The organism is Leifsonia sp. AG29 (genome assembly GCF_009765225.1).
Lineage (GTDB): Bacteria > Actinomycetota > Actinomycetes > Actinomycetales > Microbacteriaceae > Leifsonia.
In genome coordinates, this window is record NZ_VMSF01000001.1 from 1,057,057 (window position 1) to 1,081,937 (window position 24,881).

27 protein-coding genes are annotated in these 24,881 nt (G+C 72.0%); 18 read left to right on the forward strand and 9 right to left on the reverse strand.

Features of this window, described 5'->3' with window-relative positions:
- Positions 1 to 10: 10 nt before the first annotated feature.
- The 3 genes from FPT20_RS05135 to FPT20_RS05145 are packed head-to-tail and all read right to left on the reverse strand — an operon-like array spanning position 11 to position 3,389.
- On the reverse strand, positions 11 to 883 hold the full coding sequence (locus tag FPT20_RS05135; protein WP_158863230.1) for an A/G-specific adenine glycosylase: 873 nt from the start codon (positions 881 to 883) through the stop codon (positions 11 to 13).
- Positions 876 to 1,892 carry a ketopantoate reductase family protein gene (locus FPT20_RS05140; RefSeq protein WP_158863232.1) on the reverse strand — a complete coding sequence of 339 codons (1,017 nt, stop codon included), beginning with the start codon at positions 1,890 to 1,892 and terminating at the stop codon, positions 876 to 878. The genes FPT20_RS05135 and FPT20_RS05140 overlap by 8 nt, the downstream gene beginning before the upstream one ends.
- A gap of 45 nt (positions 1,893 to 1,937) precedes the next feature.
- The gene (locus FPT20_RS05145) at positions 1,938 to 3,389 is read right to left on the reverse strand and encodes a DHA2 family efflux MFS transporter permease subunit (RefSeq protein WP_158863234.1); all 1,452 of its coding nucleotides are present in this window, start codon (positions 3,387 to 3,389) and stop codon (positions 1,938 to 1,940) included.
- 69 nt (positions 3,390 to 3,458) lie between these two features.
- On the opposite strand from FPT20_RS05145, the gene FPT20_RS05150 reads away from it, so the two are divergent.
- Genes FPT20_RS05150 through FPT20_RS05175 form a run of 6 tightly spaced genes read left to right on the forward strand, consistent with a single transcriptional unit; the run spans position 3,459 to position 8,158 of the window.
- Positions 3,459 to 4,130, forward strand: a complete 672-nt coding sequence (locus FPT20_RS05150) for a TetR/AcrR family transcriptional regulator (protein WP_442786474.1) — start codon at positions 3,459 to 3,461, stop codon at positions 4,128 to 4,130.
- A complete protein-coding gene (truB, locus tag FPT20_RS05155; protein WP_158863238.1) occupies positions 4,127 to 5,035 on the forward strand; it encodes a tRNA pseudouridine(55) synthase TruB in 909 nt (302 codons plus the stop codon). The genes FPT20_RS05150 and truB overlap by 4 nt, the downstream gene beginning before the upstream one ends.
- 10 nt (positions 5,036 to 5,045) lie before the next feature.
- On the forward strand, positions 5,046 to 5,414 hold the full coding sequence (locus FPT20_RS05160; RefSeq protein WP_158863240.1) for a hypothetical protein: 369 nt from the start codon (positions 5,046 to 5,048) through the stop codon (positions 5,412 to 5,414).
- Between the two features lie 52 nt (positions 5,415 to 5,466).
- On the forward strand, positions 5,467 to 5,949 hold the full coding sequence (locus FPT20_RS05165; RefSeq protein ID WP_158863242.1) for a hypothetical protein: 483 nt from the start codon (positions 5,467 to 5,469) through the stop codon (positions 5,947 to 5,949).
- Complete coding sequence (locus FPT20_RS05170) at positions 5,946 to 6,908, forward strand: bifunctional riboflavin kinase/FAD synthetase (protein ID WP_158863243.1); 963 nt, start codon at positions 5,946 to 5,948, stop codon at positions 6,906 to 6,908. The genes FPT20_RS05165 and FPT20_RS05170 overlap by 4 nt, the downstream gene beginning before the upstream one ends.
- Positions 6,908 to 8,158: an MFS transporter gene (locus tag FPT20_RS05175; RefSeq protein WP_158863245.1), complete on the forward strand. Its 1,251-nt coding sequence runs from the start codon at positions 6,908 to 6,910 to the stop codon at positions 8,156 to 8,158. The genes FPT20_RS05170 and FPT20_RS05175 overlap by 1 nt, the downstream gene beginning before the upstream one ends.
- A gap of 22 nt (positions 8,159 to 8,180) precedes the next feature.
- Here the strand turns inward: FPT20_RS05175 and FPT20_RS05180 are convergent, their stop codons facing one another.
- Complete coding sequence (locus tag FPT20_RS05180) at positions 8,181 to 9,122, reverse strand: ROK family protein (RefSeq protein ID WP_158863247.1); 942 nt, start codon at positions 9,120 to 9,122, stop codon at positions 8,181 to 8,183.
- A gap of 91 nt (positions 9,123 to 9,213) precedes the next feature.
- Between FPT20_RS05180 and FPT20_RS05185 the strand changes: the two genes are divergently transcribed.
- The 5 genes from FPT20_RS05185 (at position 9,214) to FPT20_RS05205 (ending at position 14,319) form a co-directional block, all read left to right on the forward strand.
- Positions 9,214 to 10,212 carry a sugar-binding transcriptional regulator gene (locus FPT20_RS05185; RefSeq protein WP_158863249.1) on the forward strand — a complete coding sequence of 333 codons (999 nt, stop codon included), beginning with the start codon at positions 9,214 to 9,216 and terminating at the stop codon, positions 10,210 to 10,212.
- Positions 10,209 to 11,240 carry a deoxyribose-phosphate aldolase gene (gene deoC / locus FPT20_RS05190; protein WP_158863251.1) on the forward strand — a complete coding sequence of 344 codons (1,032 nt, stop codon included), beginning with the start codon at positions 10,209 to 10,211 and terminating at the stop codon, positions 11,238 to 11,240. Before FPT20_RS05185 ends, deoC begins: the two co-directional genes overlap by 4 nt.
- Before the next feature lie 14 nt (positions 11,241 to 11,254).
- Positions 11,255 to 12,769, forward strand: coding sequence for an aldehyde dehydrogenase family protein (locus tag FPT20_RS05195; RefSeq protein WP_158863253.1), 1,515 nt, complete (start codon positions 11,255 to 11,257; stop codon positions 12,767 to 12,769).
- Complete coding sequence (locus FPT20_RS05200; protein ID WP_158863255.1) at positions 12,766 to 13,626, forward strand: aldehyde dehydrogenase family protein; 861 nt, start codon at positions 12,766 to 12,768, stop codon at positions 13,624 to 13,626. Before FPT20_RS05195 ends, FPT20_RS05200 begins: the two co-directional genes overlap by 4 nt.
- An 87-nt stretch (positions 13,627 to 13,713) precedes the next feature.
- Entirely contained in the window at positions 13,714 to 14,319 is a 606-nt protein-coding gene (locus FPT20_RS05205; protein WP_158863257.1) for an SGNH/GDSL hydrolase family protein, read from the forward strand.
- Between the two features lie 12 nt (positions 14,320 to 14,331).
- Here FPT20_RS05205 and FPT20_RS05210 read toward each other — a convergent pair whose 3' ends face one another.
- From FPT20_RS05210 to FPT20_RS05220, 3 genes are read right to left on the reverse strand one after another with little or no spacing between them, the layout of a single operon-like run.
- Positions 14,332 to 15,696, reverse strand: coding sequence for a M20/M25/M40 family metallo-hydrolase (locus FPT20_RS05210; RefSeq protein ID WP_158863259.1), 1,365 nt, complete (start codon positions 15,694 to 15,696; stop codon positions 14,332 to 14,334).
- Entirely contained in the window at positions 15,693 to 16,220 is a 528-nt protein-coding gene (locus FPT20_RS05215; protein WP_158863261.1) for an O-acetyl-ADP-ribose deacetylase, read from the reverse strand. Before FPT20_RS05215 ends, FPT20_RS05210 begins: the two co-directional genes overlap by 4 nt.
- Before the next feature lies 1 nt (position 16,221).
- Entirely contained in the window at positions 16,222 to 16,500 is a 279-nt protein-coding gene (locus FPT20_RS05220) for a metal-sensitive transcriptional regulator (protein WP_158863263.1), read from the reverse strand.
- Between the two features lie 57 nt (positions 16,501 to 16,557).
- Between FPT20_RS05220 and FPT20_RS05225 the strand changes: the two genes are divergently transcribed.
- The 5 genes from FPT20_RS05225 (at position 16,558) to FPT20_RS05245 (ending at position 22,312) form a co-directional block, all read left to right on the forward strand.
- Positions 16,558 to 16,782, forward strand: a complete 225-nt coding sequence (locus FPT20_RS05225) for a heavy-metal-associated domain-containing protein (RefSeq protein WP_158863265.1) — start codon at positions 16,558 to 16,560, stop codon at positions 16,780 to 16,782.
- Positions 16,779 to 18,959, forward strand: a complete 2,181-nt coding sequence (locus tag FPT20_RS05230) for a heavy metal translocating P-type ATPase (RefSeq protein ID WP_267902713.1) — start codon at positions 16,779 to 16,781, stop codon at positions 18,957 to 18,959. The genes FPT20_RS05225 and FPT20_RS05230 overlap by 4 nt, the downstream gene beginning before the upstream one ends.
- A gap of 158 nt (positions 18,960 to 19,117) precedes the next feature.
- On the forward strand, positions 19,118 to 19,546 hold the full coding sequence (locus FPT20_RS05235; protein ID WP_158863267.1) for an RbsD/FucU domain-containing protein: 429 nt from the start codon (positions 19,118 to 19,120) through the stop codon (positions 19,544 to 19,546).
- 82 nt (positions 19,547 to 19,628) lie between these two features.
- The gene (locus FPT20_RS05240) at positions 19,629 to 19,982 is read left to right on the forward strand and encodes a DUF6804 family protein (protein ID WP_158863269.1); all 354 of its coding nucleotides are present in this window, start codon (positions 19,629 to 19,631) and stop codon (positions 19,980 to 19,982) included.
- 167 nt (positions 19,983 to 20,149) lie between these two features.
- Entirely contained in the window at positions 20,150 to 22,312 is a 2,163-nt protein-coding gene (locus FPT20_RS05245; protein ID WP_158867837.1) for a DEAD/DEAH box helicase, read from the forward strand.
- A 12-nt stretch (positions 22,313 to 22,324) separates the two neighbouring features.
- On the opposite strand, the gene FPT20_RS05250 is transcribed toward FPT20_RS05245, so the two are convergent.
- Positions 22,325 to 22,537 (reverse strand): hypothetical protein, encoded by a 213-nt coding sequence (locus tag FPT20_RS05250; RefSeq protein WP_158863271.1) that lies wholly within the window; start codon positions 22,535 to 22,537, stop codon positions 22,325 to 22,327.
- 91 nt (positions 22,538 to 22,628) lie between these two features.
- The gene (locus tag FPT20_RS05255) at positions 22,629 to 23,018 is read right to left on the reverse strand and encodes a DUF3224 domain-containing protein (RefSeq protein ID WP_158863273.1); all 390 of its coding nucleotides are present in this window, start codon (positions 23,016 to 23,018) and stop codon (positions 22,629 to 22,631) included.
- Between the two features lie 73 nt (positions 23,019 to 23,091).
- On the opposite strand from FPT20_RS05255, the gene FPT20_RS05260 reads away from it, so the two are divergent.
- Together FPT20_RS05260 and FPT20_RS05265 are read left to right on the forward strand one after the other, a co-directional pair.
- Entirely contained in the window at positions 23,092 to 23,706 is a 615-nt protein-coding gene (locus tag FPT20_RS05260; RefSeq protein WP_158863275.1) for a CYTH domain-containing protein, read from the forward strand.
- Between the two features lie 117 nt (positions 23,707 to 23,823).
- Positions 23,824 to 24,852 carry a 6-phosphofructokinase gene (locus FPT20_RS05265; RefSeq protein WP_158863277.1) on the forward strand — a complete coding sequence of 343 codons (1,029 nt, stop codon included), beginning with the start codon at positions 23,824 to 23,826 and terminating at the stop codon, positions 24,850 to 24,852.
- The last annotated feature ends 29 nt before the right edge of the window (positions 24,853 to 24,881 follow it).

The following is a 24,881-nucleotide window of genomic DNA, read 5'->3' on the forward strand; positions in this document are numbered from 1 at the left end:
GACCGCGCACTCAGGGCAGCGTGTAGCCGTCCTCGGCCGCGACGGCGAGACCGTCGGCGAGCAGCCCGGCGAGGGCCCGCTCGCGCTGGGCCGCGTCCGGCCAGACGTTCTCCAGCTCCGCGTCGCTCACCGGGAGGTGCGAGGCGCGCAGCTCGGCCATGATCCGTCCGCGTACCTGTCGATCGCTGCCCTCGTAGCGTTTCTGAGCGGGCTTCCGCGGTCCGTCGTAGGCGGGGTAGCCCGCCGTGCGCCAGGCGCAGGCGTCCGCCGCGGCGAGCGGGCAGGCGTCGCACCGAGGTGAGCGGGCCACGCACACGACAGCGCCGAGCTCCATCATGCCGGCGTTGAAGGCCGCCGCCGAGGGACGGTCACGGGGGAGGAGCGCCTCCATCGCCGCCAGGTCTCGCTTGGCAGGCGCTGCGGCTTCGCCGAGGCCGTCGACCGCCCGGGCGATCACCCGCCGGATGTTCGTGTCGACGACCGGGTGCCGGTGGCCGTATGCGAACACCGCCACGGCACGGGCTGTGTAGTCGCCGATCCCGGGAAGCGCGAGGAGCGCCTCCACGTCGTCGGGGACCACACCGCCGTGCTGCTCGGTGATGGCGACGGCCGCCGCGTGCAGCCACAGGGCGCGGCGCGGGTACCCGAGCGACTTCCAGGCGCGGACGGCCTCGCCCGGCGGGACGGATGCGAGGGCGGCCGGCGTCGGCCAGCGGGTGAGCCACTCCTCGAGGTGCGGGATCACCCGAGCGACCGGCGTCTGCTGGAGCATGAACTCGCTGACCAGCGTGCCCCAGGCGGTGAAGCCGTCGCGGCGCCACGGCAGGTCGCGCCGGTTCTCGCGGTACCACTCGACGACCGCGGCGGCGAACCCGTCAGCCATCGTGTTTCGCGAGGAGCGGTGCCAGACGCTCGACCACCCCTGCCCGCGGGACGAACCGGCCGGTGCGTTCGACCTCGTGCACGAGCGCTGTCAGGGCTGCGTTGACGGGCGCCTCGATCCCGGCGGTCCGCGCCTCCGCGACCACGGCCCCGTTGAGGTAGTCGATCTCTGTGAGCTGACCGCGCCGGATGCTCTGGAGCGTCGACCCCGGGTTCGGCGTCGCGCCCATGCGCCGCCTCATGAGCAGCGGGACGGACTGGGCCGCCCACCGCGGCGCGCGCGCCACGACGCGGAGGATGCGGTCGTCGAGCCCCTGGATGCTCCCGTAGGTGACGCCGCGCGCGTAGCCGACCCGGACCGCCTCCTGGAGGCTTGCCGTGATCACGCGACGGAGCCCGCGGTCGCCGAGCGTCTCCTGCGCGCTCAGGCCGGTGATGGCGGGCATGGCGTTCACCTGGTTCACCATGAGCTTCGTCCACTGCGCGCCGATGAAGTTGTCGATGGCGAAGGCCGGCATGGCGGCGTCGAGGATCTGAGCGGCCGCGATGGCGGACTCCGGGGGAGGGCCGTCGCCGGCTCCGAGGTACGTGTTCGCGGTGGTCGTGACCGTCACCCGGCCGGGAGAGAGGTAGCTGGCCGCGTAGAGCGCGAGGGCGCCGACGCAGTCCGAGCCGGGGAGCTCCTCCGACGCCTCGCGAAGGCCGGCCAGACCGTTCTGCACGACGACGACGGTGATGCCCGAGAGCAGCTCGGCGTTGGCGCGCATCGCGGCAGCGGCGTCCTGCGCCTTGGTGCAGACGAAGGCGAGCTCCGGACGGGTCTGGAGGGTCTCCGCGGCGGAGACGCGGGCGGTGTGACGCCCCCAGCCGCCGTCAAGGCGGATGCCGTTCTCGCGGATCGCCGCGAGCTGATCGCCGCGCGCCGTCACCTCCACGAGATGGCCGACGCGCTCGAGCAGTGCGGCGATCGTGCCGCCGATGGCTCCCGCTCCGATCACGCCGATTCGCACCGTCCCAGCCTAACCGCGGCCGCGGACGCCCCCGTCCGGGGGACGTCAGTCGGCGAGAACCGGGGCTGGTTCCGCGACGACCGGCTCGGCCGCTCCGTCCGCCGGCCGGCGCTCCGCGCGGCGCCGGCCGCTCGGGAGGGCCAGGGCGATGACGGCGGCCCCCGCGAGCACCGAGGCTCCGACCCAGACGGCCGGGATCGCCGCGTCCACGTACCCGGTCGGGGTGAGCGTGCCTCCCGCGCCGGTGAACACCGCGGTCAGCACGGCGACGCCGAGCGCGACGCCGACCTCCCGCAGGGTCGAGTTCGTTCCCGACGCCTTCGCGTGATCGGCGGGCCGCATGTTCGCGAGCACCGCCGTCGAGCTCGGTGCGAAGACCAGCCCCATCCCGATGCCCGCGAGGAGGAACGGGGGCCACAGCTCCGAGTACGGGACCGTCGCCGACAGGGTGGCCGCGATCCACCCCATCGAGAAGGCGAGGAGCACGAGCCCCACCACGATCGGGAGGCGCGTCCCGGTGCGCGAGGAGACGAGCCCGGTCAGCGGAGCGACCACCATCGGTGCGAGCGTCCACGGCATCGTCATGACGCCCGCCTCGAGCGGAGTGTGGCCCTGCACGACCTGCAGGAACTGGATCAGGATGAAGACCGCGCCGAAGATGCCGAAGCTGAAGGTGACGCCGACCAGGTTCGCGACCGTGAAGCTGCGGTCGCGGAACAGCCGCAGCGGGAGGAGCGGCGCGGTCGCGCGCGCCTCCCAGAACACGAAGGCGATGAGGAGCACTGAGCCGGCGGCCAGGGAGAGGAGCACCTCGGCGCTGTCCCACCCGGCGTCGTTGCCGCGGACGATGCCGTAGACGATCCCCAGAACGCCCGGCGCGGCGAGGAGCAGGCCGACGATGTCGGCGCGGACCCGGTCGCCGAAGCTGTTGGGGAGCGCGAACAGGATCAGCGGGACCGCGATGACGCCGAGCGGAACGTTGAGCCAGAAGATGGCCTGCCAGTTCCAACCCTGCACCACGGCGCCGCCGATGAGCGGGCCGAGCGCGACGCCGAGCCCGGAGATGCCTCCCCAGATGCCGATCGCGGCGGGCCGGAGCCGCTCGCTGACACTGCCGGCCAGCAGCGTGAGCGATAGGGGCAGGAGGGCCGCGGCGCCCGCGCCCTGGACGGCGCGCGCTGCGATGAGCATCCACGGCTCGGTGGCGAGTGCGCTGGCGGCGCTGGCCGCCGTGAAGATGATGGCGCCGGCGAAGAAGACCGAGCGCCTCCCGAGCCGGTCGCCGAGCGCGACGGCCATGAGCATGAGGGTCGCGAAGCTGAGGGTGTACGCGTTCACCACCCACTGGAGCTGTTCGATGGAGGCGCTGAGGTCCCGCGCGATGACGGGGAGGGCACTCGTGACGACCAGGTTGTCGAGCGTCGCCATGAACATCGGTAGGGAGGCCGCGATGATCGCGAGCCAGACCGGTACGCGCCGGGCGGTGGGGACGGACATGGCGGGCCTCCGCGGATTCGTTGTTGTTATCGGATGATTACAAGCTGACTGTAGTAATCGGCTGATAACATGTCAAGCGTGACGGACAAGATCAGCGAGAGGATCCCCTCGGCGGAACGCCGCGAGCAGATCCTCGGCGCCGCGAGCCTCGTGTTCGGCGAGCGGGGCTACTTCGGCGCGACCACCGATCAGATCGCCAAGGCGGCCGGCATCAGCCAGCCCTATGTCGTGCGGATGTTCGGCAGCAAGGAGAACCTCTTCGTCGGGGTGCTGGTCCGGTCGCTCGAGCGGCTGCTGGAAGCGTTTACCTCCACGATCGATCAGTGGAAGGCCGACGGCTCGCCCGCTGCCGCTCCCGACGGTGAGCCGCAGCCGGTGACCGTGAGCCCGCGTCTCGGCGAACTCGGCAGGCGACTCGGGTCCGCCTACGTCAACCTGATCGAGGACCGCGGACTCCTGCTCTCGCTGATGCAGGCGTTCAGCATGGGACAGGATCCGGTGATCGGGGCGAAGGCGCGGGACGGCTTCCTCGAGATCTACCGGATGCTCCGCGAGGAGGCGGGCTTCGACGCCGAGGAGGTCCGCTCGTTCCTGGCGGAGGGCATGCTGCTCAACACCCTGCTCGGCCTGCGGCTCCACGACGAGTACGGGACCGACCCCGCCGCGACCGAGCTGCTCGAGTGCACCTTCCGGACCAAGCTGCAGCTCGTGCTCGACGTCGCGGAGACCCAGCGCGCATGACCCGAAGCGGGCTCATCCTCGTCGACAAGCCGGCGGGGCTCACCAGTCACGATGTCGTCGCGCGCGTCCGCCGCCTCGCCGCCACCCGCAAGGTGGGGCACGCCGGGACGCTCGATCCGATGGCCACCGGCCTCCTCATCCTGGGCCTGAACTCGTCGACCCGCCTCCTGACCTACATCGTCGGCGCCGACAAGGAGTACCGGGCGACCATCCGGCTGGGGGCGACGACCACCACAGACGACGCCGACGGCGAGATCGTCGACCGCGCGAGCATCGACGAGCTCGACCTGGTGACGGACGGCGCCGTGCGTTCCGGCATCGAGGCTCTGACGGGCGAGATCGAACAGGTGCCGAGCTCGGTCAGCGCGATCAAGGTGGACGGCAAGCGCGCCTACGCCCGGGTGCGCGCGGGCGAGGAGGTCGTCCTCGCCGCCCGGGCCGTGACGGTCTCCGAGTTCGAGCTCCTGACCACCCGGCGCGAGGGCGACGCGATCGACCTCGACGTGCGCGTCGTCTGCTCGTCCGGGACCTACATCCGCTCGCTGGCCCGCGATCTCGGTGCGGGACTCGGTGTGGGCGGCCACCTGACCGCACTCCGCCGCACCCGAGTCGGCGCGTACGACGTGCACGACGCCCACGGTCTCGATACGCTCGACCCCGGAGCGGCGCTCATCCCCGCCGTCGAGGCCGCCATCCGGCTGTTCCCGAGGCTCGACCTCACGGAGCAGCAGGCGATCGACCTGACGCACGGCCGCGGGATCCATGTGGCCGACTGGGCGGCGGACGACGCCGGACCGGTCGCGGCGGTCGCCCCGACCGGACACCTGGTGGGACTCGTCGAGTTCCGCGGAAAGGACGCAAGGACCCTCGTGAACTTCCCGTCGGACGAGATCGCCGCGTCGTGAGCGGCCCAGCATGATCGAGTGGTTCACCACGGTGCAGGTCGTGGTCGCCTGCGCCGCAGGGGTTCTGTGCCTGGTCCTCGGCCTCGCGGGTCGCGTGCCCGGCGACGTCTCGATGGGCGCGGTCGCACTGGTGGAGCTGCTGCTCGTCGTCCAGCTCGTGATCGCCATCGTCGCGCCCCTCGTCGGCAATCCGCCGACCGGCAGCCTGGCGGAGTTCTACATCTACCTCATCTCGGCGTTGATCCTGCCTCTCGCCGGCGGGTTCTGGGCGCTCGTCGAGCGCAGCCGGTGGAGCACGGTGATCCTCGGCGGCGTCTGCCTCGCGATCGCCGTGATGGTGTACCGCATGGGCCAGATCTGGTTCGTCCAGGGCGCCTGAGCCCGGCCGGCGGCGGGAGGATCGTCACCGGTCGCGAATAGAATCGAGATCGATGTCACACCACACCGCGCCCGCCAGCGACCGGGAACAGCCTGGGGCGGCCCGCCGCATCTCCGGCGTGGGCCGGGTACTGGTCTTCGTGTACGGCGTCCTGGCCCTCGCGGCGACGGGGCGCAGCGTCTTCCAGATCATCGACCGCTTCCACGAGGCACCGGTCGCGTTCGCGCTCTCGGGGCTGGCGGCCGTCGTCTACATCGTGGCCACGATCGCCCTCGTGGCCCCGGGCCGCATCTGGTACCGGGTCGCGGTGATCACGATCAGCTTCGAGCTCGCCGGGGTCCTGATCATCGGCACGCTGAGCCTCCTCGCGCCCGGCGCGCTCGGCCTCCACGACATCGACCCGTTCGGGCGGGACGCGACCGTCTGGTCGGTCTTCGGCATGGGCTACCTGCTCGTTCCCCTCGCGCTCCCGATCCTCGGGCTGTGGTGGCTCCGGAGGCACCGGCCCGCCAAGGCGACGGGAGCGGCATCGTGAAGACCTTCCGGTCGCTCGACGAGGTGCCGGACGGCTGGGGGCCGAGCGCGGTCACCATCGGGAAGTTCGACGGCGTCCACACCGGTCACCGGGCGGTGATCGGGCGGCTGCGCGAGGTGGCAGCGTCCCGCGGGCTCGTCTCCACGGTCATCACCTTCGACCGCAACCCGCTCGAGGTCCTCGCGCCGGAGAAGTGCCCCGCGTCGCTCGTGAGCGTCGAGCAGAAGCTCGACCTCCTCGCCGGCACCGGGGTCGACGCGACCCTCGTCGTGCGCTTCGACCGCGCGCTCGCCGGTCTCGACCCCGAGACGTTCGTGCACCGGATCCTGGTCGACCGCCTCCACGCTGCGGCGGTCCTGGTCGGAAGCGACTTCCGGTTCGGCGCGCGCGGTGCCGGAGACGTGGCCCTCCTCCGCGAGCTCGGAGAGCGGTACGGCTTCGTCGTCGAGCTCATCGACGACGTGAGGCCCGAGCACGGGCGGCGCGTGTCCTCCACCTGGATCCGGGAGCTGCTGGCCGAGGGCGACGTGGGGCACGCCGCCGAGCTTCTCGGAGCCGACCCGACCCTCCGCGGCGTGGTCGTCCACGGCGCGGCGCGCGGGCGCGAGCTCGGGTATCCCACGGCGAACCTCTCGCCGCAGTCCGAGGGCCTCATCCCCGCCGACGGCGTGTACGCCGGCTGGCTCACCGACGGGGGAGTCCGGTACCCGGCGGCCATCTCGGTCGGCAACAATCCGACGTTCGAGGGTGTCCCGCAGAAGCAGGTGGAGGCGTACGTCCTCGACCGCGAACTCGACCTGTACGACCACGTCGTCGAGGTGTCGTTCGTCCAGCGCATCCGCGGCATGGTCGCGTACCGCGGCGTCGAGCCGCTCATCGCCCAGATCGCCGATGACGTCGAGCGCGCGCGGGGGATCCTCGAGCCGGCGCTCGACGGCGTCGCGGGCGAGCGCGACTGATGGCGCAGGCAGCGAGAGCGCAGGTCTCCCGCGAGACGGGTTCCGGCGCCCGGCCGCTCTGGGCGGGCCGGGCGCTCGCTCTCCTCGGGATCCTCCTCGTCGCCGCCAACCTGCGCACCGCGGTCGCCGCGCTCTCGCCGATCTTCGCCGAGATCCGGCTCGAGTTCGACGTCTCGAGCATCGGCGTCGGCCTCCTCGGCATGCTGCCGCCGGTGTGCTTCGCCGTGTTCGGGCTGCTGACGCCGCTCCTCACCCGGAGGCTCAGCCTCGAGGCCGTCATCGTCGGCGCGCTCGGCGTCATCCTCGCCGGTCACCTGATCCGCGCATCCGCCGGTTCGTTCGCGGTCCTCGCCGTGGGGTCGGCGATCACGTTCGCCGGCATGGGCGTGGGCAACGTCCTGCTCCCGCCGCTGGTGAAGCGCTACTTCCCGGACCGGATCGGTCTGATGACCTCCCTGTACGCCACGATCATGTCGGTCAGCACGCTGCTCCCGCCGCTCGTCGCGGTCCCCGTCGCCGACGCGACGAGCTGGCATGTCTCGGTGGGCATGTGGTCGGTGGTGAGCCTCCTCGCGATCGTCCCGTGGCTGCCCCTCCTCGGGCGCCGCCGCCCGGTCGGGGCCGATGCGGAGCGAGCGGAGGGGGCACCCGCGACGATGACGCGCCTCATCTGGCGGTCGCCCCTCGCCTGGGCCCTCATGGTCGCCTTCGCGGTCTCCAGCCTGAACGCGTACGCGATGTTCGCGTGGCTGCCGCAGCTTCTCGCCGATGTCGCCGGAACCCCGCCCGCCGAAGCGGGTGCGCTCCTGTCGGTGTATGCCGGCATGGGCATCCCGGCGGGCCTGCTCGTCCCGCTCCTGGCAGCGCGGATGCGCAATGTGGCCCTCCTGGTCTACGCCGGGGTGGCCTGCTTCGTGATCGGGTACGCCGGGCTCATCCTCGTTCCGTCAACGGCGACGATCGTCTGGGTCGTGTTCGCGGGACTGGGCCCGCTGCTCTTCCCGCTCTGCCTGGTGCTGATCAACCAGCGGACCCGCACCCATGCCGGCTCGGTGGCGCTGAGCGGGTTCACGCAGGGGCTCGGCTACGTGCTCGGAGCGTGCGGGCCGCTCGCGGTGGGCGTCATCCACCAGTCGACCGGCTCCTGGACCGTCGCGCTGCTCGTGCTGACCACGACGGCCCTCGCCGCGGCCGTGGCCGGTGCGGTGATCGCCCGACCGCGCTTCCTGGAGGACGACCTCGGTCACTGACCGAGTGCCTCCCGGCTGCTCGTCAGGGCAGGAGGTGCGACCGATGGATGAGCGCGCCGGCGCCGATCAGCGGCCCCTCCGAGGAGAGGGCGGACGGGGTGATCCGCACCTTCTTGACGAACGGGAAGTAGTGGTGCTCGATGACCGCGCGGATGTGGTCGAAGAGGTCGGGCGTCGAGTGCGAGAAACCCCCGCCGATGGCGACGAGCTCGAGGTCGAGCAGGGCGGTCGCGGACGCGATCGCCCGGCCGACGGCCTCGCCGGTGCGGGCGATGGCCTGCCGCGCGACGAGATCTCCCGCCGCGTACGCTGCGGCCAGGTCCTCGCCCGTCGTTCCCGTGAAGCCCTGGCGGCGGGCCCAGGCGACCGTGTGCGGACCGGAGGCGATCGCCTCCAGCGCGGACGGGTTGCCGAACGTGCCCTCGCCGGTGATGTCGCCCACCTCGACGTGGCCGATGTGGCCGGCGTTGCCGGTGGGTCCGGTGATCACCCGTCCGTCGACGATCAGGCCGCCGCCGATGCCGGTCGAGATCACCATGCCCATGACGTTGTCGACGCCCTGGGCGGCGCCCACCCAGTGCTCAGCCATGGTGATGGCCACGCCGTCCATCTCGAGCGTGACGGGGACGTCCAGGCCGTGGTCGCGGGCCACCGATCCGATGTAGTCGCGGAGCGGGTAGTCGCGCCAGTCGGGCACGTTGAGCGGAGAGACGAGGCCGCGCTTGCGATCGATCGGGCCCGCGCAGCCGATGCCGACCCCGACGATCACGGCGTCGGGCGGGAGCGCGGCGACCGCGTCGCGGACGACCCCGCTGACCGAGGACTCCAGGTCGGCGACCGTCGCGGTGCGCCCGGTGGGGCGCCGGTGGCGCGAGCCGGCGATCAGGCGGCCGTCGGCATCGACGAGAGCGGCTTCGACCTTGGTGCCGCCGAAGTCGACGGCGAGCGCGAGGGGTGTGGACACGGGGTCCAGGGTAGACGAAACACGGACTGCTCATTTGAGCACTGACCGCACAAGTGTTGTTCCGGTTCCTCGCGCTTCCTAAGCTGGAGGGGTGGCCCTGAACGATTCGGACGAGATCCTCGCCGTCAAAGCCGCAGAGCTCTACTACGAGGCCGGCAAGACCCAGGACGAGATCGGCGTCGCGCTCAACGTCTCCCGCTGGAAGGTCGGCCGGCTCCTCGTCGCCGCCCGCGAGCACGGATTCGTGCGCATCGAGATCGTCCACCCGAGCGCGCGCCGCTTCTCGCTGGAGCGGGAGCTCTGCGGGTTCTACGGACTCACGGACGCCGTCGTGGTGCCGGGCGCCGAGAGCGAGGCCGACGTCCAGGCGCGCGTGGCGCAGGCGGCGGCCGACTACCTCACCACACTCCGACCCGTCCCGCGCACGCTCGGCGTCAGCTGGGGGCGCACGCTCCACGCGGTGGCAGCGCGGCTGCGCGCCGGCTGGGCGGTCGGCGTCAACCCGGTCCAGATCAACGGGAGCGTCTCGTCGACCCGCCAGGCCACCGCCGCGGCCGACACCGCCGTGGTGATCGCCCGCAAGGCGCAGGGCACGGCCACGCTCCTCCCGAGCCCCGCCATCTTCGAGCACGCGGCGACGCGGCGGGCCATCGAGGCCGACCGGTCCGTCCAGTCGGTGCTCGAGCTCGCCCGCAATGCGAGCGCCTACCTGTTCAGCGCGGGCGTCGTCGACGTCAGCTCCGTCCACGTCGACTCCGGGTATCTCTCGGCCGACGACGTCCGCGCGCTCGCCGCCAAGGGGGCGGTCGGCGACGTGGTCGGCCGCTTCATCACCGACGCGGGCGAGGTCGCCGACCCGGAGCTCGACGCCCGCACCCTGGGCCTGAGCCTCGACGAGCTCCGCCGCGCCCGCACCTCCATCGCCGTGATCGCGGGGGAGGCGAAGCACGGGGTCGCGCACGCCGTGGTCGCGAGCGGGCTGTGCACCATCCTCATCACCGACGAGGGCACCGCGAACGCGCTGCTCGGGCGCTCCGGCCCGGCCTCGCCGCAGACCACCGACCGCTATGTGAAAGAAGGACAGGCGTGACCATCGAGACCACACCGCCCGTGCGGACGCTCGCGCCCGCCGCGCGCGCCGTCGAGGTGATCGGCGGCGACCTGACCGAGGCCTCGCTCCGGCGCTACCTCGGCGGCATCCCCGGCGTCGACGCCGTCGGGCTCGAGCAGCGGGCCGCCGGGCTCGGCACCCGCTCGATCAAGACCACCAGCAAGGCCTGGGCGCTCGACAAGGCGATCGAGCTCATCGACCTGACCACGCTCGAGGGGTCGGACACCCCGGGCAAGGTGCGCTCGCTCGTCGGCAAGGCCCTCACCCCCGACCCGAGCGACCCGACCACGCCCCGCCCGGCGGCCGTCTGCGTGTACGGCGACATGGTGCCGTACGCGGTGGAGGCGCTGGGCGCCGCGCACCAGGGTGCACAGCCCGGGCGGGAGGGCGGCATCGCGGTCGCGGCAGTGGCCACCGCCTTCCCGAGCGGCCGCGCCTCCCTCGCCGTGAAGCTCGCCGATACGGCCGACGCCGTGGCTGCGGGTGCGGACGAGATCGACATGGTCATCGACCGCGGGGCCTTCCTGTCGGGGCGCTTCGGGCTGGTCTTCGACGAGATCGTCGCCGTCAAGGAGGCGTGCCGCCGCGACGACGGCAGTTACGCGCACCTCAAGGTGATCCTCGAGACCGGCGAGCTCAACACGTACGACAATGTGCGCCGCGCCTCCTGGCTCAGCATCCTGGCGGGTGCGGACTTCATCAAGACCTCCACCGGCAAGGTGTCGCCCGCGGCCACGCTGCCGACGACCCTCCTCATGCTCGAGGTGGTGCGCGACTGGAACCGGCTGACCGGCGAGGAGATCGGTGTGAAGCCCGCGGGCGGCATCCGCTCCTCGAAGGACGCCATCAAGTACCTGGTGACCGTGGCCGAGACGGTCGGGGAGCACTGGCTGCAGCCGCACCTGTTCCGCTTCGGCGCCTCCAGCCTCCTGAACGACGTGCTGCTCCAGCGGCAGAAGCTGCGCACCGGTCACTACTCCGGCGCCGACTACGTCACGATCGACTGAAAGCAGACCCAGACATGAGCTTCCTCGAGTATGCCCCGGCTCCCGAGTCGCGGGCGATCCTGAACCTCCGCGACGAGTACGGCCTGTTCATCGACGGCGAGTTCGTCGCCGGGCACGGCACGCCCTTCCAGACGGTCTCGCCCGCGAGCGAGGAGCGGATCGCAACCATCGCGACGGCCGATTCCGCGGACATCGGCACCGCCGTCGCCGCCGCACGCCGCGCATACGACCGCGTGTGGTCGCGGATGAGCGGCACCGACCGCGGCAAGTACCTCTTCCGCATCGCCCGGCTCGTGCAGGAGCGGGCTCGCGAGCTGGCCGTCGCCGAGAGCCTCGACAACGGCAAGCCGATCAAGGAGAGCAGGGACGTCGACGTTCCGCTCGTGGCCGCCTGGTTCTTCTACTACGCCGGGTGGGCCGACAAGCTGGAGCACGCCGGTCTCGGGCCGGCCCCCCGGGCGCTCGGCGTCGCGGCGCAGGTGATCCCCTGGAACTTCCCGCTGCTCATGCTCGCCTGGAAGATCGCCCCGGCGCTCGCGGCGGGCAACACCGTCGTGCTCAAGCCGGCCGAGACCACGCCGCTGACCGCGCTGCTGTTCGCCGAGATCGTGCAGCAGGCCGACCTGCCGCCCGGAGTGGTCAACATCGTCACGGGTGCCGGCGAGACCGGGCGCGACCTGGTCGCCCACCCGGGCGTCGACAAGGTCGCCTTCACCGGGTCGACGGCGGTCGGCCGCGAGATCGCCCGCTCGGTCGCGGGAACCTCGAAGAAGCTCACGCTCGAGCTCGGCGGCAAGGCCGCGAACATCGTGTTCGACGACGCGCCGATCGACCAGGCGGTCGAGGGCATCGTGAACGGGATCTTCTTCAACCAGGGCCACGTCTGCTGCGCGGGAAGCCGCCTGCTCGTCCAGGAGTCGATCCACGACGAGGTCGTCGATCGGCTGAAGCGCCGCCTGTCGACGCTCCGGCTCGGCGACCCGCTCGACAAGAACACCGACATCGGCGCGATCAACAGCGCCGAGCAACTGCAGCGCATCCGCGAGCTCTCCGACATCGGCGAGGCGGAGGGCGCCGAGCGCTGGACGGCCGACTGCGCCATCCCGGAGAACGGCTTCTGGTTCGCGCCGACCATCTTCACGAACGTGTCGACGAGCCACCGCATCGCCCGCGAGGAGATCTTCGGACCGGTGCTCTCCGTGCTGACGTTCCGAACCCCGGCCGAGGCGATCGCGAAGGCGAACAACACCCCGTACGGGCTCTCGGCCGGCATCTGGTCGGACAAGGGCAGCCGGATCCTCGCTGTTGCGGACAAGCTCAGAGCCGGAGTGGTGTGGGCCAACACCTTCAACCGCTTCGACCCGGCGAGCCCGTTCGGCGGGTACAAGGAGTCCGGCTACGGCCGCGAGGGCGGCCGCCACGGGCTGGCTGCCTACCTGGTGCCCGGTCGCTCCACCGCCGCGGCGTCGCCCGCCGCGGCTTCCTCCGCCCCCGCCCGCACCTCCACCCGCAAGGGAGTGAAGAAATGAGCCGCCTGGCCGTGCCGAAGACCTACAAGCTCTACATCGGCGGGAAGTTCCCGCGCAGCGAGTCGGGGCGCACCTACGAGGTGCTCTCCGCGCGGGGCGCCTTCCTCGCGAACGCCTCGAAGGCCTCGCGAAAGGACGCCCGCGACGCCGTCGTGGCCGCTCGCGGAGCCCTCTCCGGCTGGGCGGGTGCGACGGCGTACAACCGCGGGCAGGTGCTGTACCGCATCGCCGAGCTGATGGAGGGGCGTCGCGCCCAGTTCATCGACGAGCTCCAGCAGGGGCAGGGCCTCTCCGCCACGGCCGCCGGTGCCCAGGTCGACGAGGCGATCGACCGCTGGGTCTGGTACGCGGGCTGGGCCGACAAGTTCGCCCAGGTCGCGGGGAACGCCAACCCGGTGGCCGGACCCTACTTCAACATCTCCGTGCCCGAGCCGACCGGCGTGGTCGCGATCGTGGCGCCGCAGGACTCCGGTCTGCTGGGCTTCGTGAGCTCGGTCGCCCCCGCGCTCGTCGCCGGGAACACCGTGGTCGTGGTCGCGAGCGAACGGTTCCCGCTGTCGGCGATCAGCCTCGGCGAGGTGCTCGCGACGAGCGACGTGCCCGGCGGCGTGGTCAACATCCTCACCGGGTCGCCGGCCGAGATCGCGCCGTGGCTCGCCTCGCACGCCGATGTGAACGCCCTGGACCTGGTCGGGGCCGGAGACCTCGACTGGGTGGAGCTGCAGATCGCCGCGGCCGACACGCTGAAGCGGGTCCTGCCCCCGGAGAACGGCCCCGACGCGGCAGCGCCCTCTCTCGACCGCATCGCGTTCTTCACCGAGACGAAGACGGTCTGGCACACCAAGTCGCTCATCTGACGCGCCGCCGCCGCCCGTGCCCCGCGGGTTCCTTCCGGTGCCGCCCGTTCTGGGGGAGTATGGGGGGATACGGAACAAGGAGGCTGCATGACGGACGAGTGGAGAGGGCCGGCAGCCGGGGGAGAAGCGGAGCTCGTGCTCGTCGGCGACAGCCTGACCCAGGCCGGTGACTGGCAGAGCTGGCTCCCCGGCGAGCGGGTGCGCAATCTCGGCGTGGCCGGGGACACCACCGACGACGTGATCGCCCGCCTGCCCGACGTCATCGAGGCCCGGCCGGCCACGTTGGGCCTGATGATCGGGACCAACGACCTCGCCTGGCGCCGGTCGGTCGAGCACGTCGTCCGGAACGTCGAGACGACGCTCGTGACGCTGCGCAAGGAGCTCCCCGAGACGCGCATCCTAGTGCAGTCGGTCCTGCCCCGAGGGCGCGAGTTCGCCGATCAGATCCGCGACATCAACCGGCACCTGTGGCAGTTCGCGCCGACGGTGCACGCCGGCTGGCTCGACCTGTGGCCGGCCTTCGCGCTCGAGGACGGCGAGCTGAACCCCGCCTACTCGGAGGACCGCCTCCATCTCAACCAGGAGGGGTACCGAGTCTGGGCGGCGGAGCTCGCCAACGGCCTGGAGCGCCTCCGCGACCTGCCGCTCACCAGCCGGGCGATCCAGCTTCCCGACCTGGGAGGCGCGGCCTAGCCGTCCCGCCGGTCAGCCGGTCCGGAGCACCTCGCGGTACACCTCGATGCCCCGGAGCCAGGTGCTCACCCGGATGCGCTCGTCGCGCGCGTGCAGGGCGCCCCGCTCCTCGCTGCTCAACTCGAACGGGGTGAACCGGTACACCGCGGGGCTCAGGCCGGCGAAGTGCCGGGCGTCGCTGGCGCCGAGCATGACATAGGGCACCACGACGGCCTCGGGATGGATCCCCTCGACGGCGCGAGCCAGCCGGTCCCACTCCCGCCCGCTCATCGCGGAGACGGGCGACGGCTCGCTCGCGTCGAGCGCATCGATGGCCACCGCCGGGTCGCGGACGGCGCGGCGGAGGTGCTCGACCGTCCCGGCGACGTCCGACCCCACCGCGATGCGGACATTGACGACGGCCTCGGCGACTTCGGCCAGAGCGTTGGCCGCCAGACTCCCGCGCAGCTGGGTGACAGCAGCGGTCGTCCGCACGATGGCGCGAGTCTCGTCGCTCAACCTCCCGAACACCGCGCGCAGCAGCGGCTGGAGGCGGCGCGCGCGAGTGAACACGAAGCGCAACGGCCCCCGGGCGTGCTCTCCGAGGCGTTCGACCATCTCGAGCGTCGGCTCGTTGAGGCGTGCCGGGAAGGGGCGCGCGTTGATCCTCGTGATCGCGCGCGCCAGCCGGACCGGCGCAGCGACGCGGGGCGGCGTCGAGGCGTGGCCGCCGTGCTGCTCGACGCGCAGCCGCACGCTCGCGATGCCCTTCTCGCTGACACCGACGACGGCGATCGGCGCGCGCACGCCGGGGAACACTCCCTCCACGATCGCGCCGCCCTCGTCGAGGACGAGCCGCGGTCGGACGCCGCGGCTCGCGAGCGCCGCCGCGATGGCCCGGGCGCCGCTCCCGAGGGTCTCCTCGTCGTGCCCGAAGCTCAGGTAGACGTCGCCGCGCGGTGAGAACCCGTCCCGGAGGAGTCCCTCCACCGCTTCGAGGATGGCCACCAGGGAGCCCTTGTCGTCGATCGCGCCGCGGCCCCACAGCAGCGCGGCGTCTCCCGTCCCGGTCAGCGTCGCAGCGAAGGGTGGGTGACTCCAGCCTTCGTCGGTCGCGGGGACGACGTCGTAGTGCGCCATGAGCACGGTGGGCGCTTCGCCCCCGCTCCCACGCCAGCGGTAGAGGAGGGACCGGCCGTGCTCCTCCCGCTCGAGCGTCGCGTGGAGGAGCGGATACAGCTCAGCCAGCGCACCGGAGAACCGGTCGAACGCGTCCCAGTCCGTCTCCTCCACGGGATTCCGGGAGACGGTGGGGATCGTCAGCAGTGCGCGGAAGCGCTCGATGGCCGCCGCGTCTCCGGCGCCGCCGGCGCCGCCGGCGCGGCCCTCGCGGCTCACTCGCCGGCCGCCGTGCGGAACGCCGACAGCGCCTCCTCGGAGAAGAGCACGAACCGCACCGACTCCACCGAACCCACACCGGACGAGAGGACCGCTCGCACGGTGCTGATCGCGACGCGGGCGGCGTCGTCCATCGGCCAGCCGTAGACGCCGGCGGAGATGGCGGGGAACGCCACGGTGCGCGCACCGAGCTCCCGGGCGACGCGGAGGGACGACCGGTACGCGTTCTGCAGGAGCGGCGTCCGGTCCTCTCGTGAGCTCCAGACCGGGCCGACCGCGTGGACGACCCAGCGGGCGTCGAGCTCGCCGCCGGTCGTCGCGACGGCCTGGCCGGTGGGGAGGCCGTCCGGCAGCACCGTGGCCCGCAGTTCGCGGCAGGCCTCGAGGATGGCCGGGCCGCCGCGCCGGTGGATGGCGCCGTCGACCCCGCCGCCGCCGAGGAGGGAGCTGTTGGCGGCGTTGACGATCGCGTCCACGGCCTGATCGGTGATGTCGCCGCGGACGATCTCGAGGTAGTCGGTCACGTCAGCCCCGGTTGTTGGAGAGCTCGTACACCTTCAGCAGCTCGGCGATGGCGTCGTCCCGCTGGCTGCCGCCCTCCTCGAACATCTCCGACACGTGGGTGCGGAGATGGTTCTCGACCAGGAGCTTGTTGAGCGAGCCCAGGGACTTCTGTATCGCCAGGGACTGGGTGATGATGTCGATGCAGTAGTCCTCGTTCTCGATCATCTTCTCGAGCCCGCGGAGCTGCCCCTCGAGGATGCGCGTCCGATGCATCGCGCGCTTCTTGATGTCTGCGATCACCCCACCAGGATAGCCCCGATCCCATATACCCCTATGGGGTAGTGGTAGCATCGTCGCATGCAGACCCGTTACGACGTGCTCGGAATGACCTGCGACCACTGCGCCCGCGCGGTGAGCGGTGAGCTGTCGGCGCTCGAGGGCGTCTCAGCCGTCGAGGTCGACGTGGAGCAGGGGACCGCGCTTGTGACGAGCGACGGCCCCCTCGACGAGGCTCTCGTCGCCGACGCGGTCGCCGAGGCCGGGTACAGCCTCGGGCGGCCGGGGAGGCTGCCGCTCCTGTGAGCGTCGCACAGACCGCCGCTGCCGATGCGGTGCGCGTCGAGCTCGCGGTCGAGGGCATGACGTGCGCGAGTTGTGTCGCGCGGGTCGAGCGCAAGCTGCAGCGCGTCCCCGGCGTGGGCGCCAGCGTGAATCTGGCGACCGAGCGGGCAAGCGTGACGGCTCCCTCCGGTGTCGCGACCGAAGACCTGATCCGCGCGGTCGAGCAGGCCGGGTACAGCGCGCGCGTCATCCCCGCGGAGCGCGAGGCCGGCGACGAGGCATACGAGGAGGACGCGTCGTCAGCCCGGCTCGTTCCCCGACTGATCGTCGCCGCCGTCCTCAGCCTCCCCGTCGCGCTGCTCTCCATGGTGCCCGCATTGCGGTTCCCGGGCTCCGAGATCGTCGCGATGGTGCTGACGCTCCCCGTCGTCCTGTGGGCGGGATGGCCGTTCCACCGGGCCGCTGCCGTGGCACTCCGGCATGGCTCGGCGACGATGGACACCCTCGTCTCCCTCGGGACGCTCGCCGCGCTCGGCTGGTCCACGGTCGTCGCGCTGACCGGCGCGGACGCGCACCAGTACTTCGAGGTGGCCGCGGTGGTGACCACCTTCATCCTGATCGGCCGGGTGATCGAGCAGCGCAGCCGGCGACGGGCGGGCGCAGCGCTGCGGTCGCTCCTGGAGGCGGGCGGCCGCGAGGCGACGCGGCGCACGTCCGGCGGCGGTGAGCACCTGGTTCCCGTGGCGGCGCTCGCTCCCGGCGACCTCGTCGTGGTCCGCCCCGGGGAGCGGATCCCCGTGGACGGCGTCGTCGAGGAGGGAGCGGCCGGCGTCGACGTGTCCGCCCTCACCGGCGAGTCCCTGCCGGTCGAGGCCGTCCCCGGGGCCGAGGTGGCAGCGGGCACCATCGCGCTCGGCGGAGCGCTCGCGGTGCGCGCGACCCGCGTCGGCACCGATACCCGCCTCGCGCGCATCGGTGCGCTCGTCGAGGCCGCTCAGCTGGGCAAGACGCGATCCCAGCGCCTGGCCGACCGCATCTCGGGCGTCTTCGTACCCGTCGTGATCGCTCTCGCTCTCGTCACCTTCTTCGCGTGGCTGTGGGCGACGGGCAGTGCCGCCACCGCCCTGCAGCCCGCCATCGCCGTGCTCATCGTGGCGTGCCCCTGCGCGCTGGGGCTCGCGACCCCCATCGCCCTCCTCGTCGGGACGACCCGGGCGGCTCAGCGCGGAGTCCTCATCTCCGGCGCGGAAGCGCTCGAGACGGCGGGTCGGATCGACACGGTCGTGTTCGACAAGACCGGAACGCTCACGACCGGGCGCATGGCGGTTCTCGGAGTCACCCCCGCCCCCGGCGAGGACGCCGCCCGCGCGCTCTCTCTGGCCGCGTCCGCCGAGCGCGGGTCCGAGCATCCGGTCGGCCGGGCGATCGCCGCTGCCAGTCCCGATGCCACCGCCGCTCGTGCGGACGGCTTCCGGTCCGTGGCGGGCCTCGGCGTGACCGCCGTGGTCGCGGGGGAGGAGGTGGCCGTGGCGCGCACCGACGGTCCCCTCGGGCCCGAGCTCGACGCGGCCGTCGCCTCCTATCGTTCGGACGGTCTGACCGTCGTCGTCGTCCGCATCGACGGCGTCGCCCGGGCCGTCATCGGCGTCGGCGACCCGCTGCGGGTCGAAGCGGCGGAGGCGGTGCGCCGGGTCCGCGGGCTGGGTGCCGAGACCATCGTGCTCAGCGGCGACCACCCCGACACCGTCAGCGCGGTGCTGCGGCCGCTCACCGGCGGGGTTCCGGGGGAGCGCCTCCCGTTCGTCGGCGGTGCGAGCCCCGAGAGCAAGGCCCAGGAGGTGCGTCGGCTCCGCGACGAGGGGAGGCGCGTCGCCATGGTCGGCGACGGGATCAACGATGCCGCCGCGCTCGCCGTCTCGGACCTCGGCATCGCGCTCGCCTCGGGATCCGACATCGCCATGGAAGCCGGCGACGTGACCCTCCTGCGACCGGACCCGCGCCTCGTCGCCGACGCCATCTCGCTGTCGAGGCGGATGCTCGGCGTCATCCGCGGCAATCTCTTCTGGGCGTTCGCCTACAACGTCGCCGCGCTCCCGGTCGCCGCGCTCGGGCTGCTCGACCCGATGATCGCGGGTGCCGCGATGGCGTTCTCCAGCGTGTTCGTCGTGCTCAACAGCCTGCGCCTCCGTCGCTTCTGACGACGTTCCGCGATTACCAGAAAAGGTGTGCTGGAAACGAACAGTTCACCGGCGCGTCGTCGCTTCTCCCTCGAACGGGGGGTATGGGAGGACATACAGCCGGGTCTATCCTCAACGCAGGGGTTGAGAAATATTCGTTTTACAGGAAAGGCCCGACTTTGCTGAAGAACCTCAGCCCGCTGCTGTCCGGTGCGCTCCTGAGCGCCCTGGATGCCATGAATGACGGCGATACGCTTACCCTCGTCGGCAGCGGTTATCCGGAACAAGAGATCACCACGCCCATCGTCCACCTGGGGGAGGACGTCACCACCGAGGCCGCCGCAGAGGCGATCCTCAGTGTTCTACCGCTCGACAGCTTCGACCCGTCTCCGATCGTCTTCCTGGACCTCGGCGACGAACCCTACGACGTCCCGGACGTCGCCTTCGCGGTGAACGGCATCGCGTCGGATGCCGAGCTTCGCCGTGTCCCGATGACCCGTCTCGAGCTGGCGCCGTTCGTCGAGCTCGCCCGGCGCTCCGCGGTCACCGTGCGCGTCGGGTCCGACGCCCCGCCCTGCGCGTTCCTGCTTCGCCGGGGCAGCCTGTAGCACCGCCGCATTCCGCACAGCGCCCGCCGGCCGGGGAGGTCTCGCCCCGGCCGCGCGGGCGCACCGCGTAGAGTGGTTGACCGTGTCCACTCCGCGCGCCCGCACGCCGCAGCAACCCGCTTTCAACCGGGCCGCGCTCGTTCCCGGGCTCCTCGGCGCGATCGCGCTGCTCGCCGGCCTCGCGCTCGTCGGCGGCGAGTGGTACCTGTACATCCGCTACGCGGCGTGCGTCCTGGCCCTGATCCTGTGCGTGTTCGCCGGCCAGGCGCGCCAGTGGTGGTGGCTCGCGGGCCTCCTCCCGCTCGCCGTGCTGTGGAACCCGGTCTGGCCGATCCCGCTCGCCGACCTGGCGCTGCGCGGATTGAGCATCGCCGGGGCCGTCGTCTTCACCGTCGCGGCGATCACGATCAAGATCCCCGCCGATCCGCGTCGCTGAAAGCCCGCGCGTCCGGTAAAATGGACATGCGCGACCGTCCTGCGTCGCGCCGTCCGGTGCTCTGGCACCCGGATCGGGGCCGATCGGCTCCCGTCCGGTACCGCACCGGCCCTCACGCCCACCGGCGTCGCGCTCTCCGTCAGCGCGCGGCGCACCACTGGAGGACCATGTCTCGTTCGGGTCAGCGCACCACCTCGTCGCGCCCGCAGCAACGGCGGAACCGGCACGCCAACAACGACGGCCTCATCCCCGTCCTCGCCCGCAAGGTGCGCGAGGTCGAAGCGAAGGCCGCCGACGGGAAGAAGCTCGGCCCCACGAACCGCACCAAGTTCCAGGTCATCGCCTTCCTCATGCGCGAGGAGCGCGCCCGCGCCAAGGCCGATGCCGAGCTGTCGGACGCCGCGCGCGCCGAGCAGCTCAAACGGCTGGACGGCATCGCGACCATCCTGGCCAAGACCGCGGCCCGCGACACGTCGCTCATCACGCTGCTCGAGAGCGAGTCGCCCCCGACCGCGACCGCCCAGAAGATGCGCCGCGACTGGCTGCTCGAGTCCGGCACCGAGCTGAGCCCCGACGACCTCATCATCACGTTCGAGCGTCCGGCGCCGAAGCAGGACAGCGTGATCCCTCCCGAGCTCGCGGAGAAGCAGGTCGTGCCGCCCTCGGTGAAGGCGCGGCAGCTCTCGAACCCGTTCCTCGCGCCCGATCTCAGCCGGCTTCAGCCTCCCGCCCCCACCCCGCGCCGGAGGCTCGACTCCTGGGAGCTCCTCGGCCCGCTGTTCAAGTCGTTCGAGTACGGTGCGGGCGGCCAGGCCGCCAGCATGGAGCTGCCGCCGGCGCCGCCGATCGATCGCTACTCGCCCACCGGGCTGGAGCTCATGCACCACCAGTCGCGCTTCATCGAGAGCGTGCGGCAGGGGCACCGCACGTTCCTGCTCGCCGACGAGCCCGGCCTCGGCAAGACGGCCCAGTCGATCCTCGCCGCGTCGGTCGCAGGTGCCTACCCGCTGCTCGCCGTCGTGCCCAACGTCGTCAAGATGAACTGGGCGCGCGAGGTCGAGCGCTGGACGCCGCACCGCCGCGCCACCGTCATCCACGGCGACGGGGAGGGCCTCGACGCGTTCGCGGACGTCGTCATCGTGAACTACGAGGTGCTCGACCGGCACCTGTCGTGGCTCAGCACGCTGGGCTTCCAGGGCATGGTGGTCGACGAGGCCCACTTCATCAAGAACCTCCACTCGCAGCGCTCCCGGCTCGTCCTCGGCCTCGCCGAGGCGATCCGCTCGACGACGCACGATCCGCTCCTGATCGCACTGACCGGCACGCCGCTCATCAACGACATCGACGACTTCAAGGCGATCTGGCAGTTCCTCGGCTGGATCGACGGCAGCAAGCCGACCGCCGAGCTCATGGAGCGCTTGGAGGAGACGGGGCTGACCCCGGCCGACTTCGGGTTCTACGCCGCGGCGCGCGAGGCCGTGATCGACCTCGGGATCGTCCGCCGCCGCAAGCTCGACGTGGCTGCCGACCTGCCGAGCCGACGCGTGGTCGACCTCCCCGTCGAACTCGACGACGACCTCGGCCGGTCGATCCGGCAGGCCGAGAAGGAGCTCGCCGCCCGCCTGGTCGCGCGCTTCCACCGCGCAGCCGCCGCCGGCCGCCCCGACACGTTCGACGGCGACGACGAGGCGCATCGCCGGCACCTCATCCGCCTCGTCGCCCAGTCGGAGCTGGAGGAGTCGAAGTCGGCGAAGACCGGCGACAACGTCTTCACCATGGTGCGCCGCATCGGGCAGGCGAAGGCCGGGCTGGCGATCGACTACACCGCGCAGCTCGCGCGGTCGGTCGGCAAGGTCGTCTTCTTCGCCAAGCACATCGACGTGATGGACGCGGCCGAGGAGGCGTTCGCCGCCCGGGACCTGAAGACTATCTCGATCCGCGGGGACCAGTCCGCGCTCTCGCGCCAGAAGGAGATCGACGCCTTCAACAACGACCCCGACGTGGCGGTGGCCGTCTGCTCGCTGACCGCGGCAGGCGTGGGCCTCAACCTGCAGGCCGCCTCCAACGTCGTCCTCGCCGAACTGTCCTGGACGGCCGCCGAGCAGACCCAGGCCATCGACCGGGTCCACCGGATCGGCCAGGAGGAGCCCGTCACCGCCTGGCGGATCATCGCCGCGCAGACGATCGACGCGAAGATCGCCGAGCTCATCGACGCCAAGCAGGGCCTCGCAGCCCGGGCGCTCGACGGCAGCGATGTCGAGGTGGGGTCGGGCGACTCGGTCCAGCTCGACGCGCTCATCCACCTGCTCGAGGAGGCGCTGGGCGACTAGGCGCCGAGGGGGTCAGCCGATCTCGTCCTCGTCGTCGTCGAGCGGCACGGGCCGGTCGTCATCCGGGACGAGGAGGTCGTCCGCCTCCTCGTCGTCGACGGGGAGGTCGTCGGGGTCGTGCACGACGGGCGCGGGCTCATAGTCGCCCTCCTGCGCCTCTCGGAACTCGTCGAGGTCGTCGTCGCGCCGGGGGGTGCCGGCGGTTCCCGTGTCGCTCTCGCTCATGCTGAGAGGGTACCGCCGCCCGGAGCGGGCGGGAAGCGCCCCGAGGCCCGGGTCCCGGGTCCCGGGCGCGGCGCCGGGTTCGGCGCGCGGCTCAGTCGAGGTCGAACACGAACGACGGCCCCTGCTCGTCGTGCTCGATCCGCGCCCGGCCGCTGAAGCCCGCGAAATCGGCCGTCCCCGTCCCGGGCACCACGTATCCGAAGGCGGAGGGATCGCCTGGGTGCTGAAGAGCGCCGTGGTGAACGGTGAACGAACCCGACCGGCCGTCGGGCAGCGAGCCGGTGATGCGCTCGGCGGCCAGGTAGCCGCGGCCCGCCTCCTCGGTTCCGGAGGAGACGAAGTGCGCGGTCGACTCGCCCGACAGCCCGTCGGTGTAGGTCTTGCGCATGACGACGGCCCCGAGCCAGTCGCCGCCGATCCCGTCGAGGGCGGCCGGGTCCCAGCCCGTGACCTGGAAGCGGGCGATGATCGTCTCTGCCATGCGCCCACCCTACGGCGACCATCCGACAGCGCCATGATTTCGCGACGGCGGGGTTCTGGGCTAGACAGGGGATATGCCGCATCACTCCCAGACCGAGATCGAGCGCAAGTACGACGTGGGGGACGAGGCGCAGCCTCCCCAGCTCGTCGGCGTCGGCGCCGTCGCCGTCGAGGGGGAGCCGCAGGAGTACGAGCTGGTGGCCGTCTACTTCGACACCGCCGACCTCGACCTGGCCCGCAACCGCGTCGCGATGCGGGTGCGTCACGGCGGCCACGATGCGGGCTGGCACGTGAAGCTGCCGGCCGAGGAGGGCCGGACGGAGCTGCAGTGGCCGCCGACCGGGAGCGACGAGCCGCCCGCGGAGCTGGTCGAGCACCTGCGCGAGCACACGGCAGGCGCAGCTCTCGCCCCGATCGCCCGCGTCGAGAACAGCAGGGTGACCGTCGTGCTGCAGGACGCCGCCGGATTCGACCTCGCCGAGCTCTCGGACGACCACGTGCGCAGCGAGAACCTGCGCACGGGTGCCGTCCGGACCTGGCGGGAGTGGGAGGTCGAGCTCCTGAGCGGCGCCCCGGACAGCCGGAAGAAGCGCACGGCTCTTCTCGACGGCATCGAGGAGCGCCTCCTCGCCGCCGGTGCCCGGCCGTCGGAGAGCTCCTCGAAGCTCCAGCGCGCGCTCGGTCTCTGACGCCGTGCCGCCGCGGCGGCGCATATATCACCGGCTGCCTCCGCAGTCCAGAGCGCTTTTGTGCATCGGGGGAGGCGTCGGGCATGATTCAAGAGGCGTAACGAGAAACGGAGCAGCATGAAGATCGGCATCCTCACCAGCGGCGGAGACTGCCCCGGCCTCAACGCGGTCATCCGCGGGGCCGTGCTCAAGGGCGACCGGGTGTACCACTCCGAGTTCGCCGGCTTCCGCTACGGCTGGAGGGGTGTCGTCGATGCGGACATCGTCCCGCTCGACCGGCACAGCGTCCGCGGCCTCTCGCGCCAGGGCGGCACGATCCTCGGGTCGAGCCGCACCAACCCGTTCGAGGGCGAGGGCGGCGGCCCCGAGAACATCCAGCGGATGATGGACGACAACGGCATCGACGCCATCATCGCGATCGGGGGCGAGGGCACCCTCACCGCGGCACGGCGTCTCACCGACGCGGGCCTGCGCATCGTGGGCGTCCCGAAGACCATCGACAACGACCTGGCGGCGACGGACTACTCCTTCGGCTTCGACACAGCGGTCGAGATCGCCACCGAGGCGATCGACCGCCTCCGGACGACCGCCGAGTCGCACCAGCGCTGCATGGTCGTGGAGGTGATGGGCCGGCACGTGGGCTGGATCGCCCTCCACTCGGGCATGGCGGGCGGCGCGCACGCGATCCTCATCCCGGAGCAGCCGCAGTCGATCGAGCAGATCTGCGAGTGGGTGGAGTCGGTCCGCGACCGCGGCCGCGCGCCCGTGATCGTCGTGTCGGAGGGGTTCCACCTCGACACGATGGAGGAGGCCCACTCCCACAAGGGTCTCGACGCCTTCAACCGCCCCCGGCTCGGCGGGATCGGCGAGATGCTCGCCCCGATGATCGAGGAGCGCACGGGGATCGAGTCGCGCGCGACGGTCCTCGGGCACATGCAGCGCGGCGGGGTGCCGAGCGCCTACGACCGCGTGCTCGCCACGCGCCTCGGCATGGCCGCCGTCGACGCCGTCTACGAGGGCCGCTGGGGCTCCATGGTCGCGCTCCGGGGCACCGATGTCGTCAACGTCTCCATCGCCGACGCGACCGGCGGCCTCAAGACGGTGCCGCCGGCGCGCTACGAGGAGGCCGCGCTCCTCTTCGGCTGACTCCCGGCCTCTCCCGGGGCAACCGGGCG

What these genes read in the sequence shown, in the direction of transcription:
- FPT20_RS05255 (WP_158863273.1), bottom strand. Translation starts at nt 23,018, where the DNA reads ATGGCAGAGACGATCATCGCCCGCTTCCAGGTCACGGGCTGGGACCCG.
- FPT20_RS05225 (WP_158863265.1), top strand. Translation starts at nt 16,558, where the DNA reads ATGCAGACCCGTTACGACGTGCTCGGAATGACCTGCGACCACTGCGCC.
- FPT20_RS05160 (WP_158863240.1), top strand. Translation starts at nt 5,046, where the DNA reads ATGATCGAGTGGTTCACCACGGTGCAGGTCGTGGTCGCCTGCGCCGCA.
- truB (WP_158863238.1), top strand. Translation starts at nt 4,127, where the DNA reads ATGACCCGAAGCGGGCTCATCCTCGTCGACAAGCCGGCGGGGCTCACC.
- FPT20_RS05265 (WP_158863277.1), top strand. Translation starts at nt 23,824, where the DNA reads ATGAAGATCGGCATCCTCACCAGCGGCGGAGACTGCCCCGGCCTCAAC.
- FPT20_RS05145 (WP_158863234.1), bottom strand. Translation starts at nt 3,389, where the DNA reads ATGTCCGTCCCCACCGCCCGGCGCGTACCGGTCTGGCTCGCGATCATC.
- FPT20_RS05200 (WP_158863255.1), top strand. Translation starts at nt 12,766, where the DNA reads ATGAGCCGCCTGGCCGTGCCGAAGACCTACAAGCTCTACATCGGCGGG.
- FPT20_RS05195 (WP_158863253.1), top strand. Translation starts at nt 11,255, where the DNA reads ATGAGCTTCCTCGAGTATGCCCCGGCTCCCGAGTCGCGGGCGATCCTG.
- FPT20_RS05165 (WP_158863242.1), top strand. Translation starts at nt 5,467, where the DNA reads ATGTCACACCACACCGCGCCCGCCAGCGACCGGGAACAGCCTGGGGCG.
- FPT20_RS05245 (WP_158867837.1), top strand. Translation starts at nt 20,150, where the DNA reads ATGTCTCGTTCGGGTCAGCGCACCACCTCGTCGCGCCCGCAGCAACGG.
- FPT20_RS05205 (WP_158863257.1), top strand. Translation starts at nt 13,714, where the DNA reads ATGACGGACGAGTGGAGAGGGCCGGCAGCCGGGGGAGAAGCGGAGCTC.
- FPT20_RS05135 (WP_158863230.1), bottom strand. Translation starts at nt 883, where the DNA reads ATGGCTGACGGGTTCGCCGCCGCGGTCGTCGAGTGGTACCGCGAGAAC.
- FPT20_RS05150 (WP_442786474.1), top strand. Translation starts at nt 3,459, where the DNA reads ATGTCAAGCGTGACGGACAAGATCAGCGAGAGGATCCCCTCGGCGGAA.
- FPT20_RS05250 (WP_158863271.1), bottom strand. Translation starts at nt 22,537, where the DNA reads ATGAGCGAGAGCGACACGGGAACCGCCGGCACCCCCCGGCGCGACGAC.
- FPT20_RS05175 (WP_158863245.1), top strand. Translation starts at nt 6,908, where the DNA reads ATGGCGCAGGCAGCGAGAGCGCAGGTCTCCCGCGAGACGGGTTCCGGC.
- FPT20_RS05260 (WP_158863275.1), top strand. Translation starts at nt 23,092, where the DNA reads ATGCCGCATCACTCCCAGACCGAGATCGAGCGCAAGTACGACGTGGGG.